The organism is Ruegeria sp. O4 (assembly GCF_056535125.1).
Map to the genome: position 1 here is coordinate 360930 of NZ_JBQERO010000001.1, position 17743 is coordinate 378672.

Here is a 17743-nt window from a genome sequence, read left to right on the forward strand (position 1 = left end):
TGCACAGAACTCATATGCATGTTCGACTTACCCAGCTCATTCATCGACGACGGAAAACAGGCTTGGAACTGCCGGGCAAGGCGCAAGGTCGTTTCTGATCACATCCGACAGGCGCGTCTGGTGCAGGAAGACATAAACATGCGCGCTCAGGCTTTCCCACAAGCGGTTCGTCAGGGATTGCGCCCTGCTACCCGATGACGCACCGGATGCTCCGGCCCCTTTTTGCAGCGCATCAACTGTCTCATCCACAGCGGCCAGAACCTCGACCACGCGAATCTCGGACGCGGGGCGTGCAAGACGATACCCCCCTCCGGGCCCACGGACAGAAGCAACCAGTTCCGCGCGACGCAGCTTGACGAAAAGCTGCTCAAGATACGGCAGAGAAATGTCCTGCCGTTCCGAGATTTCGCCCAGGGTTACCAGCCGGTCTGTTGGCTGAAGCGCAATATCCGCCAAAGCGACCATCGCGTAACGCCCTTTGGTCGAAAGCTTCATGCCCTGCCCCCTTTTAGCCGGATCTGCGCGAAATCATTGACGCCGACGCTGCCAGTGCGTATCTCCGACTGACAGCGCGATTGCGCCAAGCAATGTAATTAGAACCGTTCTAAGGTGTCCGACGATTATAGTCAAGTATATCCGGATACCCGCACGAAAATGACAGGACCAAAGCACACATGCCCGAGGTGATTTTTCCCGGACCCGAAGGCCGCCTGGAAGGCCGTTACCACCCGCAAAAGGAAAAAGACGCACCGATCGCTATCGTGCTTCACCCGCATCCTCAGTTCGGCGGGACCATGAACAACAAGGTGGTCTATAACCTGCACTATGCCTTTTACAACATGGGCTTCACAGTGCTGCGCTTTAACTTCCGCGGCGTCGGTCGCAGCCAGGGTGAATATGATCAAGGTGTTGGCGAGCTGAGCGATGCGGCATCTGCGCTGGATTACCTTCAATCCATGAACAACAACTCGAAACACTGTTGGGTTGCGGGCTTTTCGTTTGGGGCGTGGATTGGAATGCAGTTGCTGATGCGCCGCCCCGAAATCACGGGTTTCATCAGCGTGTCGCCGCCTGCAAACATGTATGACTTTTCCTTCCTTGCGCCCTGCCCGTCTTCGGGCCTGATCATCAACGGATCGGCTGACCGTGTGGCACCACCAGCGGATACCACCGCGCTGGTCAACAAGCTGCACGAGCAAAAAGGGATCACGATCACCCATAACGAGGTTGAGGGCGCGGATCATTTCTTCCAGGAACGCCACATGGACACGCTGATCACAGATGTCAGCGACTATGTGAAACGTCGGCTGACCGAGAACACCCGCTAATGTCCGACACCATCACATCGCTCGCGGCCAAACTGGCCGAAGATACGATGAAGGTCATGGACGAAACTGGCGAAGACCGGTTCTTCGTGGAGGTAGGTGAAGTGCTTGGTGCGGCGTCTCAATCTCTGGAAGAGGCTTTCCTGACAGAAATCCGCGTGCGTCTGGCTGAACGCAAGGCCAGACAATTCGTGATCAAGCGCCTCGCCACGCATCGCGCGAAACTCAAGGCGATTGAAAAGCAATGACCGATCGCCTGGTTGCGCAGGTCGCATTTCTGAAGCGAGCCGACAATCTGAAATTGGTCGAGCGGGCAAATGTCCTGCTTGACCAGTCAAGGCCCGAAAACTCCGCCGAACACAGCTGGCACTTGGCTTTGTGGGCAATGGTCATGGCACCACTGGCCGGGCCGGACATCTCGGTCGACCGGGTCATCCGCATGTTGCTGCTGCATGATCTGGTTGAGATCGTGACAGGTGATCATCCGATTCACCTCAACACGGATTGGGACACCGTGGCCGAGGCTGAACAGGCCGCCGCACAGGAATTGTTTGGCCTGTTGCCCGACGAACAGGCGCAGGAATTTCTTTCGCTCTGGCACGAATTCGAGGCGGACCAAACCCCGGATGCCCGGTTCGCCAAAATTTTGGATCGCTGCCAGCCGCTGTTTCAGGTTCTGTGCGCCGCCGACCCACGAGAGGATCATGTGGAGATTGCGCGGTCGAATCTGGCAGACGGTCGCGCAGCGTATCTGGCCCATGCGTTTCCATTGGCCCACCAGCATGCCACAAACCTCTTGACCAACTCGGACCCTCAGGATGACGCCTTCACGAAAAGATTGGCGTTTCTTACAGAAGCGGACCAGTTGAAATCCGTTCTGCGCGCGTCACGCCTGATGGCCAGTGACAGGTTCGAGAATTCGGCGGAACATTCGTGGCATGTCATGCTCTACGCATGGGTATTGTCAGAATACGCGCATTCGGACGTTCAAGTGGACCGAACCCTCCAGATGTTGCTTTTGCACGATGTTGTCGAAATCGACGCGGGCGACCACCCGATCCACGGACATGTCGACCACGCGGAACAGGAAGCCAAGGAACAGGCCGCCGCCAAGCGATTGTTTGGCCTTTTGCCTGACTGTCAACACAGGCCATTTACTGAACTTTGGCACGAGTTTGAGGCGGCTGAGACCGCAGAAGCCAGGTTTGCAAAGGCTGTTGACCGCTTTCAGACACCCATAGCAAATCTGGAAACAGGTGGCGGGTCATGGGTCGAATACAAAGTGAAATTCGACCAGATTGTAACGCGTGTCCGACCAGCTATTGCAGCGGGAGCGCCTCAGCTATGGGACTGGCTGCAACCGCAACTGGTTGCGCATTTCGAAGATGGTAAAACAGCCGATCCTCAAGCATAAAAAAAGGAGCCTGAAGGCTCCTTTTTTCTTGCTTGGTTTCTAGCGGCGTTCAAAAAACACTACTACCATCAAACTGTTGAACCACGTTGGCTGCATTCACTTCGACGGACCCCCCGTCAGCAAGCCACCCAATCGCCACTATCAGACCCGAAGCAAATATGATTGATTTCGCAAATAACGTCATCGCTCAAAACTCATTAACAAAAATAAAAAATATAGGGCGAATATTACATTCATTCGATTGAAAAAACAGTCAGGTATACCTGACCCAAGGTAATCTTGTAGACTGCATGGCGGTCGACGTATTTCACTCACGAAAATCGCCACCAAGCCGCCCGACCCACCCTTTTCGAGGTACTCAAATGCCCCAAGCCTATCTGTATCTGTTACTGGCAGTGCTGGCGGAAACCATTGGCACGACGGCCTTGCAAGCCAGCCAGCAGTTTTCGCGGTTCTGGCCATCCGTGATCGTTGTCGTTGGGTACGCGTTTGCGTTTTACCTCATGGCGCTAACGCTGAAATTCATGCCTGTCGGTATTGTTTATGCAATCTGGTCCGGTCTCGGTATATTCCTGATCGCCGTGATCGGATTCATCGTGTTCGGCCAAAGGCTGGACTGGCCTGCGATCCTGGGGTTGACGTTGATATTGTCCGGAATCCTGATCATTCACCTCTTTTCAAAGACTGCCGGGCACTGAAGGCCGGTTAGGGCTGGTATATTTTGCCGCGCCGCGTTATGCGCGCGGCAACTTCCCGTTCAAAGGCTGACCTCTCATGGACCTGCGCAACATCGCAATCATCGCTCACGTGGACCACGGCAAAACGACCCTGGTGGACGAGCTGCTCAAACAATCCGGTGCATTCCGGGAAAATCAGGCCGTCGCGGAACGCGCCATGGACAGTAACGACCTGGAGCGTGAACGCGGCATCACCATCCTTGCCAAGGCCACCTCGGTTGAGTGGAAAGACACGCGCATCAATATTGTCGACACCCCTGGCCACGCCGATTTCGGCGGCGAGGTCGAGCGCATCCTCAGCATGGTCGACGGTGTTGTTCTTTTGGTGGACGCCGCAGAAGGCCCGATGCCCCAGACCAAGTTTGTAACGTCCAAGGCACTGGCGCTGGGCCTACGCCCGATCGTGGTTCTGAACAAGGTCGACAAGCCGGATGCCGAACCGGATCGCGCGCTGGACGAATGCTTTGACCTGTTCGCCAACCTCGGCGCGGATGACGACCAGTTGGATTTCCCTTCAATGTACGCCTCGGGCCGTTCGGGCTGGGCGGATATGGAGCTGGACGGCCCCCGCAAGGACTTGAGCGCGCTTTTCGACCTGATCGTCGATCATGTTCCTGCTCCGAAGCAGGTCGATCACAAAAATGAACCCTTCCGGATGCTGGCTACGACACTGGGCAGCGATCCCTTCATCGGCCGTATCCTGACCGGCCGTGTGGAAAGCGGTACGCTGAAGGCTGGCGACAGCCTCAAGGCGCTCAGCCGCGATGGTTCGGTCATCGAAAACTTCCGCGCCACGAAAATCCTGGCGTTTCGGGGACTGGCCCAGCAGCCCATTGATGTGGCCGAAGCAGGCGACATCGTGACCATCGCTGGCATGAGCAAAGCCACCGTAGCGGATTCACTGGTTGCCCCTCAGGTCACTGAGGCCCTGCCCGCGCAGCCCATCGATCCACCGACCATTACCGTGACCTTCGGTATCAATGATTCTCCGCTAGCAGGCCGTGACGGCAAAAAAGTTCAATCACGCGTCATTCGAGACCGCCTGATGAAGGAAGCCGAGTCGAACGTCGCCATCCGTGTCACCGACACCCCCGGCGGCGAGGCGTTCGAAGTTGCGGGCCGCGGAGAGCTGCAAATGGGCGTTCTGATCGAGAACATGCGCCGAGAAGGCTTTGAGCTTAGCATCTCGCGCCCGCAGGTTCTGTTCCGTGAGGAAGGTGGGCAGCGGCTTGAGCCCATCGAAGAAGTCACTATCGACGTGGATGACGAATATTCTGGTTCCGTTATCGAAAAGATCACCGGCGCCCGCAAAGGTGAACTGGTCGAGATGCGCCCGGCTGGTACCGGCAAGACGCGGATCATCGCCCATGTCCCGTCCCGTGGTCTGATTGGTTACCACGGCGAATTTCTGACCGACACGCGCGGTACCGGTGTACTGAACCGTGTGTTCCACGATTGGGCGCCACATAAGGGGCAAATTCCGGGCCGTCGCGCAGGCGTTCTGATCTCGATGGAGAAAGGTCAGGCTGTGGCTTATGCGCTGTGGAACCTGGAAGAACGTGGCCGTATGTTTGTTGGTCCGCAAACAGACGTATATCAGGGTATGGTGATCGGCGAACACTCGCGAGACAACGATCTGGAAGTGAACCCGCTCAAAGGCAAGAAGTTGACAAACGTGCGCGCCAGTGGATCCGACGACGCGGTCCGCCTGACGCCGCATATTCAGTTCTCACTGGAAGAGGCAATTGCCTATATCGACGATGATGAACTGGTGGAAGTTACACCAAACGCGGTGCGCCTGCGGAAGCGTTTTCTTGACCCGCACGAGCGTAAGCGGATGGCCAAATCTGCCTAGAACACCCTCAGGTTGCAAACTGACCAAACGGAAACAATGGCAATAGTGTGGCATATTTGCTTCCAATACGACAAAAGACGAAATCAGAAAAACCGGGCTCACTGCCCGGTTTTTATTTGAAAACTAACACCTTTCTCCGCATGGTTGAAAATTTCCGCCCCGGGCCTCACCAACAAGATATTGTAGGCGCCCTCGAATTATGGTCAAAACACGTCAGAAGTGTGACGTCCTTCACAAACACCGATATGGGAATGGTGCATGAAGGACGTAGTTTAGTTATCGAGTTCCAAGGAGTTCAAAATGGGTAATAGAGCTCGCAAGTTTCCACTGTTTTTTATTGCGACAACTTTTCTGCTTTCACCTGCCGGTGAAACCTTTGCCGCTGGGACATGTACGGTTGCAACAGCACGGCAATCCGCTGCGTCCGCGCAGGTTTTGTGCGAATGCGATGCTGTGACATCCGGCATGATCCGCTACATTCAACGCCGTCATGACTTCGATCAGATTCTGGCGCGCGTCGGTGCAGAATGCGCCCCGCTGGCAGGTCTGCTAAGTGACTTCCCGACCGCATCGATCGGTGTCTCAGACCAGAGATCCGGCGACGGACCTTCCCAGGAAAATGGCACGCCCCCCAATGGTGGCGGCGGTAACCCAACCGGTGGCGAAGAACCTGGTGGTGAAGAACCCGGTGGTGAAGAGCCCGGTGGTGAAGAACCCGGTGGCGAAGAGCCCGGTGGAGAAGAACCCGGTGGCGAAGAGCCCGGTGGTGAAGAACCCGGTGGTGAAGAACCCGGTGGCGAAGAACCCGGTGGCGAAGAACCCGGTGGCGAAGAACCCGGTGGCGAAGAACCCGGTGGCGAAGAACCCGGTGGAGAAGAACCCGGTGGGGAAGAACCCGGTGGTGAAGAGCCCGGTGGTGAAGAGCACGAAGAAGACTGATAAAGACGAAACCGAATACCAGCGAACCGGCCCTAGGAACGCGGAGCATATTCGATAGAAAAAACTCTGCTGGTCGAGGCTTCGGGGCTGGAATACGTCGATACGCAAAACGTTCGGATTAATCCGTCCAAGCGTAAGGTCAAAGACTACACTCTTGGGCGCAGACCAAATCTGCGTCCAAGGGTAAGATTTTGGGTAGGTAAATATACCGCTGAGGTCAGCTGCGCCCGTAAACGCCGACCCATTGACTGGGCCGCTTCGGATCTTGCATGCGCAGGAACAAATAGCGCGTAGCTGTCCAGGGTTTGATCCGGTTTGTGAGATTGTCCAAGATCAGGTCGCCCTGCGCCGAGCGGTAGACCAGAACCGCATGAGGCGTCCGGCGTGTGTCCAGAACGGTCGCAATCAAAAGCTTACTTGGATCAACCCCGGCATGGATCAGATCCCTTTTCTTCAACAATGCAAAGTCTTCACAATCACCGCCTCTGGGTGTTGGCAAGGCCCATCGCTCGCGCGTTTTGTACTGGGACTGATCCGTAACTTCCCGGGTCGACGCGTTTACGCGGCGATTCACTTGATTTACCACCGTCAGCTCTTGGTGGCTGGACAACGTGACCGAGCGTTTTGCAGTGCAAGCCCAGTTATATTGGTTGCATAGGTTGATTGCGCCTGAGGGCGGAGGTGAAGACGCAACGATTGGGATAAAGACGCCGTCGGATGCCTGCGCGACAGGTGCGGAGGCGATTACGCCGATACACACGGTGCAGATACCCAATGCGCGCGCCGCAGCCGATGCAAGAGCGGCAACACACCTCTTGGCTAAATTCGCGAATGAAATCATGCGAGTTCCCCGATCCGATGTTCTTCGAACGATTGCATGTCCAACTGCACCACATTCTGTTTCTTGAAACTATCTGTGATCAGGCGTTTCGCGCAATCTTTTGAGACCCTGCAAAGGAAACGGGGCGAAAATTCGTCCGAGAATCTGACAATTTCACGTAAGAATTTTGTTGGCGCGGCCACAATTCAGCCAAGAACCATTCGGCAGAGCGGGAGCGTTGAAGGGTAAGCGATTGAAATAAAACTATTAAACAAAAAAAGCCCGCTGTCGCGGGCTAATCAGTATCAACCAAACATGACATAAGCCGAATCTTGCTTATTCACGTCAGTTTTCTCGGAATTATCAGTATCTTGGATACTAAACCCGAAGTTCACTCCGTGATTTCGACCACTACCAGTTCACGCTCGCTTGCGCCGCGCGCGTGATTCAGGGCCTGCTGGTAGTCATCCGAGTTATAGCAATCAACCGCTGCCTCCAGCGTCGGGAAGCGGGCCACCACGTTTCGTGGACGTTCCTTGCCTTCCAGTTGAACGTACCGCGCAGCACGGGCGATAAACTCGCCCCCGTGCTTGGCGATGGCCGGTCCGGCCAGTTCAGCGTATTTGCCGTACGCCTCGGTGTCCGTCACCGTGACATGCGCAATCCAAAGAGCAGCCATATTATCCTCCCAAAACCTGTTGTGCGGCCTTGATTGCCGCCTCTGCATTTGACGCATCCTTGCCGCCGCCCTGGGCCATGTCAGGGCGGCCGCCGCCTCCTTTTCCGCCCAACTCGATCACGGCCGCTTTTACAAGATCCACCGCCGAAATTCGCCCGGTCAGATCTTCCGTCACACCAGCGGCAACGGCCGCCTTGCCGCCCGTATCCGCAATCAGCAGCACCGCACCCGATCCAAGGCGGCTTTTGTGTTCGTCGATCAACGCAGGGAGGTCCTTACCTGAAACACCGCTAAGGGCTTGCGCCAGGAATTTCACACCATTTACATCCCGCGCCTCGGCACCACCGCCGTGACCGGCCCCACCAGCCATAGCCAGATCCCGGCGCAACTGAGCCACTTCGTTCTGCAAAGCCTTGCGTTCGTCCAGAAGGCTTTTCACGCGCGCCACAACGTCGTCCGGTTGCGCCTTCAGTTCTGATGCGACCTGAGCCAGACGTTGATCCTGTGCCGAAAGATAGCGGAAGGCTTCATCCCCGGTCAGCGCTTCGATCCGGCGCACACCTGCACTGCTGGCGCTGTCACCCAACACAACAAAGGTGCCGATATCACCTGTCTGGCGCACATGTGTACCGCCACAGAGTTCTATCGACCACGTATCGCCGTCATGGCCTTTGCCTGTTGGTGCCTTGCCCATGAAGACGACACGAACCTCGTCACCATATTTCTCGCCGAACAGGGCCTGCGCGCCCAATGCGCGCGCGTCGTCGGGTGTCATGACCCGGGTTTCAACAGTCGAATTCTGGCGGATGAAATCGTTCACCTCACGTTCGACTTTCTGGATTTCCTCCAGGCTCAGCGCTTTGGAATGACTGAAGTCGAACCGCAGACGATCCGCTGCGTTCAGCGAACCGCGTTGTGCTACGTGGTCACCTAGCGTTTCGCGCAGGGCTTCATGCAGCAGGTGCGTGGCCGAGTGATTGGCGCGAATGGCGGAACGGCGGGCGTGATCAACCTCAAGCTCTACCGCGTCGCCCTTGCAAACAACGCCGCTTTGAACCGCCACCTTATGAGCATAGACCTTGCCGTCGGCAAACTTCCTCGTGTCCTCCACGCGGCTCAGGTGATCGCGATCCTCCAGCCTACGCAACGCGCCAGTATCGCCGACCTGACCGCCGGCCTCCCCGTAGAACGGGGTCTGGTTCACGACGACCCAACCGCTGCTGCCCGCGTCGATCTTGTCGACCATTGCGCCATCAACAACCAAAGCGGCAACCTGCGCTTCGGCTTTCTCGGTATCGTAGCCCAGAAAATCCGTCGCACCGGCGGTATCCAGCACATCAAACCATACAACCTGATCCGCTGCTTCACCTGACCCGGCCCATGCAGCACGTGCCTTGGCCTTCTGTTCAGCCATCGCGGTGTCAAAACCGTCCGTGTCGACGCTCAGGCCCTTTTCACGCAGCGCATCCTGCGTAAGATCCAGTGGGAAGCCATACGTGTCGTAAAGCTTAAAGGCCGCTTCACCTGACAGGGGTGCCCCCTCAGAAAGCCCTGAAACCTCATCATCCAGCAACTTCAGACCACGGTCCAGTGTCTGCTTGAACCGGGTTTCTTCCAGCAGCAGCGTCTCTTCGATAAGCGGTTGCGCCTGTTTCAGTTCAGAATAATGCCCGCCCATCTGCTGCACCAGCGTAGGTACCAGGCGATGCATGACAGGATTCTTGGCGCCCAGCAGGTGCGCATGGCGCATGGCGCGGCGCATGATCCGGCGCAGAACATATCCCCGGCCGTCATTGCTGGGCATCACACCGTCTGCAATCAGGAACGAGGTCGACCGCAGGTGATCCGCGATCACCCTGTGATGCACGTTCTGGTCGCCATACGGGTCGACACCGGTCGCATCTGCCGAAGCCTCGATCAAGGTTTTGAACAAGTCGGTGTCGTAATTGTCATGGCTGCCCTGCAACAGCGCCCCAATCCGTTCAAGCCCCATACCTGTGTCGATGGACTGCATGTCAAGCTCGACCATCGAGCCATCTTCGAACTGCTCGTTTTGCATGAAAACGACGTTCCAGATTTCGATGAACCGGTCGCCATCTTCCTCGGGTGATCCCGGAGGGCCGCCCCAGATGTGATCGCCGTGATCATAGAAGATCTCGGTACACGGGCCGCAAGGTCCGGTCGGACCCATCTGCCAGAAATTGTCATTGGTGGCGATGCGAATGATCCGGTCCTCGGGCACACCGACCTTTTTCCAGATTTCAAAGGCTTCATCATCGGTATGATAGACAGTGGTCAACAGGCGGGTTTTGTCGATACCGAATTCTCTGGTGATCAGTTCCCAGGCAAAAGGGATCGCTTCATGTTTGAAGTAATCCCCGAATGAAAAGTTTCCCAGCATCTCAAAAAACGTATGGTGACGCGCCGTATAGCCAACATTGTCAAGATCGTTGTGCTTGCCACCCGCACGCACACATTTCTGCGCCGTGGTGGCGCGTTTGTAATCGCGGGTTTCCAGACCGGTAAACAGGTTCTTGAACTGCACCATGCCTGAGTTCACGAACATCAGTGTCGGGTCATTGCGCGGCACCAGCGGGCTGGACGCGACGATCTCATGCCCTTGTTTTTCAAAGTAGTTCAGAAAAGTCGATCGGATGTCGTTCAGGGTTGGCATAGGGCTCTCTCGGCGCACATATATCTTGGTCTCCGTTGGTTTAGCCCCGTGTCAGGTGAGTGTCCACAGCAGAGGCACACAGGAACGAAACAAGGCGACCCGATCAAGCCGCCTTGTTTCAAGTGTTACAGTCTTTGCGCAGATGTCAGGGGTTACCCACCTCAGGACATCAGGCCTCCAGAATATCGTCATCCTCGGCAACGCCTGGCGACATATCGAATTCCAGCCCATGCGCCGCGCGGATCTTGTCTTCGATGTCCAGCGCCACCCGGCTGTTTTCCCGCAGGTATTGTTTGGCGTTCTCACGCCCCTGCCCGATCCGCTCATCACCATAGCTGAACCAGGACCCGGACTTTTCGACAACACCAGCTTTAACACCCAAATCCAGCAATTCGCCCATCTTCGAGATGCCTTCGCCATACATGATATCGAACTCGACCTGCTTGAACGGCGGTGCGACCTTGTTCTTCACAACTTTGACGCGGGTCTGGTTCCCGACCACTTCATCCCGGTCCTTGATCGCGCCAATCCGGCGGATATCCAGCCGAACCGAGCTGTAGAATTTCAGCGCATTGCCACCGGTTGTGGTTTCCGGGCTGCCGAACATCACGCCGATCTTCATCCGGATCTGGTTGATGAAGATGACCATGCAGTTCGAACGGCTGATCGAGCCTGTCAGTTTGCGCATTGCCTGGCTCATCAGCCGGGCCTGAACACCCACGCTGCTGTCTCCCATGTCCCCTTCGAGTTCCGATTTCGGCGTCAGGGCAGCGACCGAGTCGACAACAACCATATTGACTGCGCCCGAGCGTACCAGAGTATCTGTGATTTCAAGCGCCTGCTCACCGGTGTCAGGCTGGGAGATCAAAAGCTCATCCAGATCAACGCCCAGCTTGCGGGCATATTGCGGGTCCAGAGCGTGTTCCGCATCTACGAACGCGCAAACTCCGCCGCGCTTTTGCTGCTCAGCAATGCAATGAAGGGTCAAAGTGGTTTTACCCGAGCTCTCAGGCCCGTAAATCTCAACGATACGCCCCATCGGCAGCCCGCCGATACCCAGCGCGATATCCAGACCCAGCGACCCGGTCGAGCTCGCCTCGATATCCTGCCGGGCATCTTCTCCCAGCTTCATGATCGACCCCTTGCCGAACTGCCGTTCGATCTGGGCCAGCGCACTGTCGAGCGCCTTTTGCTTGTCTGCGTTTTTCTTGTCGCTCATTGTCAGAAGATCCGCCATTGTCCTGTCGCCTTCCCTTTTGTCACACCCTTAATCGGGCGGCAATCGCTGCTTTGTTCGCCTCTTGTTCCTTATGAGATCAAAAGGAGAACATTTCAACTAAAACTTACAGAAATCAGTCTTCTGCAATTGTGTTAAAGAGTCGTTTACGACAATCTGCATAAGAAGCATGGCAACCTTGGGAACCGATAAATGCTTGTTTTTTATAAAGAACGACTTGCTTTTCTTTCAGTCCCCAAGACCGGAAGCACGGCTTATCACACGGCGTTGCGTGACCGGGCCGATCTCATCGTGACACATCCACCTGAGCTGAAACACGCCCCGGTGCGTCGGTATGACCGGTTTTTCCAGACCATGTTTCGAAAACTGTTTGATACCGAGATGGAAATTATGGCCGTTGTGCGCGAGCCGTTGGATTGGCTGGGCAGCTGGTACCGGTTTCGCAGTCGTGAAGACTTGATAGGTCAACCGCGCTCGACACGTGACATGAGTTTTGACGCATTCGTTCAAGCCTATTTGCTGGACACACGTCCCGAGTTCGCAAATGTCGGCAGCCAGGCGCAATTCTTCCGTACCCGCAACGACAGTGCTGGCGCTCGTCATATCTTCAAATACGAACATCAGGACAAGGTGTTGGACTTTCTGCAAACACGTCTGGACATGCAGATCGACCTGAAGCGCGAAAACGTATCGCCTCCGGGAGATTTGCATCTGTCACCTGCTACCGAACAGAAGTTTCGAAATGCCTGCCCGGAAGAATTTGCGCTGCACAAAGCCGCATTGTGATCCATCAGTTGAGTTGTTGAAACACGGCCTCTGTCAGTTGGGTGAGGGAAAACGGTTTGGGCAGAAAGGTTGAGTTGGCAATATCCGGACCGGTATCGCCGAAAACGCCTTCGGTATACCCGGACACGAAAATCACACGCGCATCCGGGCGCGTCTCCATGGCCTTGCGCACCCAAGTGGGCCCGTCCATTCTTGGCATGACAACATCTGTGACGAATACATCAACACTTAACGCGGAATCTTCAAGCAGTCGAAGCGCCTCTTCCGCCGAGTCCGCCTCGAGCACGGTGTAACCTTTCAGCCGCAGGGCGCGGGTCGCAAAGGCGCGAACAGGCGCCTCATCCTCGACCAGCAGCACCACGCCTTCGCCCTGCCTGGCGCTCTGGGCTTCGGGCTGGACTGGCGATTCAGTTTCGACCTCGGACGTCGTCGCGCAAACCGGAAGAAAGACAGTGAACTCGGTGCCCCGTCCAATTGCGCTGTCGACAAAGATAAACCCACCGGTTTGCTTTACGATCCCGTAGGCCGTTGACAACCCCAACCCGGTGCCCTCACCAGTTCGTTTCGTGGTGTAGAAGGGTTCGAAAATCTTCTGCAGCTTATCTGCTGGGATACCAACACCGCCATCCACAACCTTGACTGTCACATAGTCGCCCGGTTGTACGGTTGCCCTGTCCCGCATGAGAGGCTGCAAAAGGGTCAACACACTGGTTTCAATGCGAATTTCACCACCGTCCGGCATGGCATCTCGTGCGTTAACGACAAGGTTCATCAGCACCTGCTCAAGTTGACGCTTGTCCGCCCGCACGGGTTTGAGCACCGGATCGTGGCTCAGCGTCAATTGCACCTTCTCGCCAACCAAACGGTTCAGCAAGTGAATAAGATCCGATATCGTGTCACGCAGATCCAACACTTCGGGCCTGAGGGTCTGTTTTCGCGAAAACGCCAAAAGCTGACTGACCAGCGCGGCGGCCCGGTTGGCATTCTGATTGATCTGCACCAAATCCCCGTAGTCCGGGTCATTCTGGTCATGGCGCAACAGCAGCAGATCGCAGTGACCGGAAATGGCCGTCAGCAGGTTGTTGAAATCATGTGCAACACCTCCGGCCAATTGCCCCACGGCCTGCATCTTCTGGCCCTGAACGAATTGAGCTTCGAGCGTCTTCAGTTCAGTCGCATCGTTCAGAACCGCGATCAGGCATATCTTTCCATCGACAAACACACGGCTCAGGGTGACTTGAACAAAGATTTCCTTGTCGTCCCTAATGAACTGCAAAAACTCTGATCGCTGCGTTTCTTCATGCGCCTCGGTTCGTTTCAACCAATCCAGCACAGGCCCCCCCACGCCCCGCATGATGTCGCTGATGTTACCGCCTTCAAGCTGCTTCTTTCCCAACAGTTTCGCCGCCAGCCGATTACTGTCCAGAATGATGCCGTCCTCGGAAAGTCTGAGGATTGGAACCGGAAGGTCAGAGAAGGACATGACCGCATCCTGTGCGGGCACCTGCGTAATCGGTAACAAACAAAGGCTTCGTTCCGACACGGATTGAGAAAATTCGGACACGGCTGCCAGAATATGACCATCGCGGGTCCTGACTGCGTTGACAGCCCCGGTCCGCGGTTCGGCTTCGCTGAAAATATCCTGCGCCCTGGCAGGGTGCGCACCAAACAAACGCTCGGCCGTGGCATTGACGCGCAATACGTCACCTGCGCGTCCAAGGGTTACGACCGGCAAGCCAAGGGTTTGCCAGCTATCCTGTTGAACACAGCTAAAGTTCCAGTAGAACAGTCCCGGCCGCAATCGGTGCACGGAAACCGAAATAGTCCGATCGCCACCGGGAAACTCGCTCTGGGCGCTTCCTGTGGATTGCGCCCGCGATTGTAGGCTCAACAAGATCGCCGAAGGGTTAGCAAACCTGGAGCGCAAACAGCGGGCTAGGTTTTCGCCTCGTATGGCCCCCAGCTTTTTGTCCGCCAGGACGTTCGCGGCCAATATGTCACCATACCCGTTTGAGATCACGACCGGAGCATCCTCGCGCTCTGCGAAAGCGGCCAAAAGGGCTGATATCTGTTGCAAATGCCTGTTCGTAATCGCCCCCTTGATCCCAAACAAGAGCGCCACAACCAAAAGGGAAATGCCTGTTGCCAGCAAACCTTTTGTCCAATCCGACGGCAGAAACCCAACCGCAGGTGCCAGGCTGATCAACAGCGCCACAAACACTAACGACCCGATCCGAAACACCGATGGAGTATTAGCGGCTGAAGGGGCTGGAACAAATTCAGTGATGTCAGGCATAAACGGCTCGGGCACAGGTTTTGCGGTAATAACAGGTAGAATTGGTTAACACTCGCCTAACGGCGTTAAAAAACAAGTTAGCTACCCAAGGTTGTATTTACCGAAAGATCAGCGCGTCAAGTGTGACGTAAAGAACCCGTCGGACCCGCGAGTTACCTGCCATGCCTGCCGGAAGGTTTCACGCCAGCCCGCATGTTGCGCCAGAAACCTGTCGACAACCGCATCGTTCTCGTCGGCAAGAACCGAACATGTTGCATATGCCAGCACTCCACCTGCTTGGACCAACGGCGTGATTTGTGCAAGAATGTCAGCTTGGATGACCGTGAGATCTTGCAAACGGTCTTCAGTCAATGCCCATTTACCTGCCGGTGCGCGCCGCCACGAACCGCTGCCGGAACACGGGGCGTCGGCCAAAATGACGTCAAAAGGCCCGTGATTGGCAAGATCTGCGCTGTTCAGGATGGTTATTCTGGCCCCGGCCCGTTCTGCCCGCGCTGGAATATCCTTCATTCGGCGGGCGTTCACATCATGAGCGTAAACCTCGACACCCTTGTTCGAAGCAATCGCAAGCGACTTGCCACCGCCCCCAGCGCAATAGTCCAAAACGCGCATTCCAGGGCGCAGATCCAAGGAAGCAACAACCGCCTGACTTGCCGCATCCTGAAGCTCGACCAAACCCTGAGCGTATGCCTGGCTTTGCGCAATCCGACGCGCGCCCTCTGTCACCTCCAGAGCGGTTTCACATATCGGCGTTGGACGGGCTGAAATACCGTCGGTCGCCAAAGCATCAATCGCCCGGGTTGCATCCGTTTTCAACAAGTTGACCCGCAGAAAAACCGGAGCGCGTTCCTGCAATGCCAGTGCGCAAGGAACGGCGGCATCATTCAAGGATGAGACGAGCTTTGGCCACAGCCATTCGGGAAAATCATATCTCTCGGCTTCGGATGCAAAATCCCTTGATACTTCGTCATTTTGAAGGGCTTCGGGCGCGTGGCGGTCGCCGGTAAACAACTCAACCGGATCTTCACCCGATGCGCGAATGGCGCCGATCATCAGGCCGCGACCAGCTCCGGAACCACCCAACGCAGCAAACGAGCGTTTGCACCGCAAAGCGTCAAACACATGATCGCGAATAGCTGCCCGATCCTTGGAGCCCGCAAACCTGCTGCGCCGCGCCCAGCCGGTCAGCGCCTTTTCAACCGGGGCCCCGGCGAGAATTTCATCCAGAATTTCAATCGAGGCCTGAACGCGGGCAGCAGGTGTCATCACGGATTACCTTGGCTGAAAAAGGCCGTGACAGGCCAATCCAAAATCACTACGGCACCCCGTGCTAGGGTGCCGTATGTCATGCGCAACGGCTTACATCACCCGGTAGTTCGGGCTTTCACGTGTGATCTGAACATCGTGTACGTGGCTCTCTTTCAGACCTGCGCCCGTGATCTTCACGAATTGGCAGTTTCTGCGCATCTCTTCGACAGTCGCGCAGCCGGTGTATCCCATCGCAGCGCGCAAACCACCAACAAGCTGGTGGATCACTGCACTGGCTGATCCTTTGTAAGGAACCTGCCCTTCGATCCCTTCGGGTACCAGCTTGTCATTTGCCGCGTCCTTCTGGAAATACCGATCCGCCGATCCGCGCGCCATCGCGCCAAGACTGCCCATACCGCGATAGGATTTGAACGACCGGCCCTGATACAGAATGACCTCACCCGGGCTTTCGTCTGTGCCCGCGATCATCGAACCCACCATGGCGCACGACGCACCGGCGGCAATTGCCTTGGCAAAATCGCCCGAAAACTTGATGCCACCATCCGCAATGACCGGAACATCCCCCGCCGCGGCGGCACAATCACTGATCGCGGTCAACTGAGGGACACCAACGCCCGCCACCATGCGTGTTGTACAGATCGAGCCGGGGCCAATACCCACCTTGATGGCGTCAGCACCTGCGTCGATCAGCGCCTTGGTCGCCTCGCCTGTAGCAACGTTTCCGGCAATGATCTGAACCTCGTTCGACAGGGTTTTGACCCGTCTCACCGCATCCAGCACGCCCTGAGAGTGACCATGCGCCGTATCGACCACAATGATATCAACGCCCGAAGCTACCAGCTGCTCGGACCGCTCAAAACCCGCGTCTCCAACCGAAGTCGCGGCAGCCACTCGCAGGCGGCCAAGCCGGTCTTTGCACGCTGTTGGGTTCAGAACCGCCTGTTCGGTGTCTTTCAACGTTAGCAGACCTGTAAGTTTACCCGTGCCATCAACCACAAGCAATTTTTCGATACGACGGGCCCGCATCAGGCTTTTAGCCTCTTCCAGATCGGCGGGTTCTTTCAGCATTGCCAGGTTTTCCGAGGTCATCATCGCCTTGATCGGTGTGTTGTCGGAATTGGCAAAGCGCATATCCCTGTTGGTCACGATACCAACAACGCGGCCATCCGCGTCAACTACCGGGAAACCGGTAAAATTATAGCGCTCGACCAGAGCCTTCGCATCGGCCAGGGTTTGATCCGCGCGCAAGGTAACAGGGTTGTAGACGATACCCGACTCGAACCGTTTGACGCGGCGAACTTCGCGAGACTGCTCTTCTACGGAAAGGTTCTTGTGGATGACCCCGATACCGCCTGCCTGTGCCATGGCAATGGCCATGCGCGCCTCGGTCACCGTGTCCATGGCCGAGCTCAGCAGCGGGATGTTCATGGTAATCTCACGCGTGACACGCGTGGTGGTGTCCGCTGTTGCCGGCAGCACTGAAGATGCGGCCGGAACCAGAAGAACGTCGTCAAAGGTGAGTGCCTCACGAATCTGCATCTGAATACCCCATGCAAAAGCCCGTTTGGCGGTGACCCTATTGCATGGATTGAACCAAAGGAAAAGCCCTTGAGGGCAACTCTGTGGCTCTAGTTGACTATACAGCCGATGAAAACGACGCATGCCGTGCAAATCGTGCCGCTGATAGCCCTTTCCCTTTGCGCTCAAACCCA

At 56.2% G+C, this 17743-nt stretch carries 15 protein-coding genes; 7 read left to right on the forward strand and 8 right to left on the reverse strand.

The window, feature by feature from the left end; translation table 11 throughout:
• Positions 1 to 36 precede the first annotated feature (36 nt).
• Positions 37 to 495, reverse strand: a complete 459-nt coding sequence (iscR, locus tag ACR0J7_RS01820; protein WP_209596301.1) for a Fe-S cluster assembly transcriptional regulator IscR — start codon at positions 493 to 495, stop codon at positions 37 to 39.
• Positions 496 to 674: 179 nt separating this feature from the next.
• On the opposite strand from iscR, the gene ACR0J7_RS01825 reads away from it, so the two are divergent.
• The 6 genes from ACR0J7_RS01825 (at position 675) to ACR0J7_RS01850 (ending at position 6328) form a co-directional block, all read left to right on the forward strand.
• Entirely contained in the window at positions 675 to 1328 is a 654-nt protein-coding gene (locus tag ACR0J7_RS01825) for an alpha/beta hydrolase (protein ID WP_209503893.1), read from the forward strand.
• Positions 1328 to 1573 carry a hypothetical protein gene (locus ACR0J7_RS01830; protein WP_209503892.1) on the forward strand — a complete coding sequence of 82 codons (246 nt, stop codon included), beginning with the start codon at positions 1328 to 1330 and terminating at the stop codon, positions 1571 to 1573. The genes ACR0J7_RS01825 and ACR0J7_RS01830 overlap by 1 nt, the downstream gene beginning before the upstream one ends.
• Positions 1570 to 2739, forward strand: coding sequence for an HD domain-containing protein (locus ACR0J7_RS01835; protein WP_480913116.1), 1170 nt, complete (start codon positions 1570 to 1572; stop codon positions 2737 to 2739). The genes ACR0J7_RS01830 and ACR0J7_RS01835 overlap by 4 nt, the downstream gene beginning before the upstream one ends.
• A gap of 362 nt (positions 2740 to 3101) precedes the next feature.
• Positions 3102 to 3437, forward strand: a complete 336-nt coding sequence (locus tag ACR0J7_RS01840) for an SMR family transporter (protein WP_267366185.1) — start codon at positions 3102 to 3104, stop codon at positions 3435 to 3437.
• 76 nt (positions 3438 to 3513) lie between these two features.
• A complete protein-coding gene (gene typA, locus ACR0J7_RS01845; RefSeq protein ID WP_480564718.1) occupies positions 3514 to 5331 on the forward strand; it encodes a translational GTPase TypA in 1818 nt (605 codons plus the stop codon).
• 634 nt (positions 5332 to 5965) lie between these two features.
• On the forward strand, positions 5966 to 6328 hold the full coding sequence (locus ACR0J7_RS01850; RefSeq protein ID WP_480913379.1) for a histone H1-like repetitive region-containing protein: 363 nt from the start codon (positions 5966 to 5968) through the stop codon (positions 6326 to 6328).
• A gap of 159 nt (positions 6329 to 6487) precedes the next feature.
• Here ACR0J7_RS01850 and ACR0J7_RS01855 read toward each other — a convergent pair whose 3' ends face one another.
• The 4 genes from ACR0J7_RS01855 to recA form a co-directional block, all read right to left on the reverse strand.
• Positions 6488 to 7111 (reverse strand): transglutaminase-like cysteine peptidase, encoded by a 624-nt coding sequence (locus ACR0J7_RS01855; protein WP_480480872.1) that lies wholly within the window; start codon positions 7109 to 7111, stop codon positions 6488 to 6490.
• 370 nt (positions 7112 to 7481) lie between these two features.
• Positions 7482 to 7769, reverse strand: coding sequence for a DUF1330 domain-containing protein (locus ACR0J7_RS01860; protein WP_480485606.1), 288 nt, complete (start codon positions 7767 to 7769; stop codon positions 7482 to 7484).
• A 1-nt stretch (position 7770) separates the two neighbouring features.
• Entirely contained in the window at positions 7771 to 10443 is a 2673-nt protein-coding gene (alaS, locus tag ACR0J7_RS01865) for an alanine--tRNA ligase (RefSeq protein WP_480913119.1), read from the reverse strand.
• 169 nt (positions 10444 to 10612) lie between these two features.
• Complete coding sequence (gene recA / locus ACR0J7_RS01870) at positions 10613 to 11680, reverse strand: recombinase RecA (RefSeq protein ID WP_267366220.1); 1068 nt, start codon at positions 11678 to 11680, stop codon at positions 10613 to 10615.
• A gap of 192 nt (positions 11681 to 11872) precedes the next feature.
• Between recA and ACR0J7_RS01875 the strand changes: the two genes are divergently transcribed.
• On the forward strand, positions 11873 to 12466 hold the full coding sequence (locus ACR0J7_RS01875; RefSeq protein ID WP_480480866.1) for a sulfotransferase family protein: 594 nt from the start codon (positions 11873 to 11875) through the stop codon (positions 12464 to 12466).
• 4 nt (positions 12467 to 12470) lie between these two features.
• On the opposite strand, the gene ACR0J7_RS01880 is transcribed toward ACR0J7_RS01875, so the two are convergent.
• From ACR0J7_RS01880 to guaB, 3 genes are all read right to left on the reverse strand, one after another.
• Positions 12471 to 14762, reverse strand: coding sequence for an ATP-binding response regulator (locus ACR0J7_RS01880; RefSeq protein WP_480869304.1), 2292 nt, complete (start codon positions 14760 to 14762; stop codon positions 12471 to 12473).
• A 108-nt stretch (positions 14763 to 14870) separates the two neighbouring features.
• The gene (locus tag ACR0J7_RS01885; protein WP_480913121.1) at positions 14871 to 16028 is read right to left on the reverse strand and encodes an RsmB/NOP family class I SAM-dependent RNA methyltransferase; all 1158 of its coding nucleotides are present in this window, start codon (positions 16026 to 16028) and stop codon (positions 14871 to 14873) included.
• A gap of 93 nt (positions 16029 to 16121) precedes the next feature.
• Positions 16122 to 17570, reverse strand: coding sequence for an IMP dehydrogenase (gene guaB, locus ACR0J7_RS01890; RefSeq protein WP_480485596.1), 1449 nt, complete (start codon positions 17568 to 17570; stop codon positions 16122 to 16124).
• Positions 17571 to 17743 lie beyond the last annotated feature (173 nt).